This is a genomic window from Aminobacter sp. P4_D5 (genome assembly GCF_056401815.1).
The window spans coordinates 1-969 of the sequence record NZ_JBFUIP010000455.1; the positions used below are offsets into that span (position 1 = coordinate 1).

Annotated in this window: 2 protein-coding genes; both read left to right on the forward strand. The window is 69.7% G+C overall.

Annotation, left to right across the window (positions count from 1 at the left end; all coding sequences use genetic code 11):
- The coding region (locus tag AC1DWF_RS32700; RefSeq protein WP_476842671.1) for a type 2 periplasmic-binding domain-containing protein at nucleotides 1-493 on the forward strand (493 nt) is incomplete at its 5' end.
- Between the two features lie 122 nt (nucleotides 494-615).
- Nucleotides 616-969, forward strand: a 354-nt coding sequence (locus AC1DWF_RS32705; RefSeq protein WP_476842672.1) for a tripartite tricarboxylate transporter substrate-binding protein, incomplete at its 3' end; no start/stop codon positions are given.

Below are 969 nucleotides of genomic sequence, written 5' to 3' on the forward strand. Positions count from 1 at the left end.
CTTCCGCGCCTACAACAACGTGACCATGCGCATGGCGGAGCTGTTGGGCGCGACGGGCGTCACCGTGCAGGCGGCCGAGGTGAGCCAGGCCTTCGCCACCAACGTCATCCAGTCCATGTTCACCTCGGCCCAGACGGGCAATTCCKTCAGCGCCTTGGACTACACGCGCTACTGGTACAATGTCGGCGGCATGCGGACGCGCAACGCGGTCTTCGCCAATACCCGCGCGCTGATGGCGCTCGACGAGCCGACCCGTGCCGCCGTCCTCGCCGCCGCCGCCCGCGCCACCACGCGCGGCCGGCAGATGGCGATCGAGGCGGAGACTGTCATGGCCGACCGGCTCCGCCAGCGCGGCATGGAGCTGCCCGAGGCCCCCGCCCAGCTGATGACCGACCTCCGCGTGATCGGTGACACGCAGACGCAGGAATGGGTCCAGCGTGCCGGCGCCGAGGGTCAGCAGATGCTGGAGCGTTACCGCGCCGCGCTGCGCTGATCTGCCGCCGATGGCCATGCCGCGATCCCGGCGTGGCCATTCCCTTTCCAGCTTGCAACCGCTGCCGGGAAGCGGCAAAGCCCAGGGAAGGCCGGGACAACCCGGAGCAGGAGGATCCAGGAATGCATCAGGGAAAGATGGCGCGGCGCGCCATGCTGGCGGCAGGCGCAGGCCTGCTCGCGGCGCCGGCTGTGGCGCAGAATCCCTGGCCCGATCGTCCCATCCGCCTGATCGTGCCCTTCGGCGCCGGCGGTGCCATCGACACGCTGAGCCGCACCGTCGCCGCACGCTTCGCCGAGCATGCCAATGGCCAGACACTCGTGGTCGAGAATCGCCCCGGCGCGGGCGGCGCCATCGCCGGGGCCTTTGTGGCACTGCAGCGGCCGGACGGGCTGACGCTGATGATGTCAGACGTGGGGGCCAACTCCATCGCCAATGAGATGAACCCCAGCATCAGCTATGACCCGATGACGGCC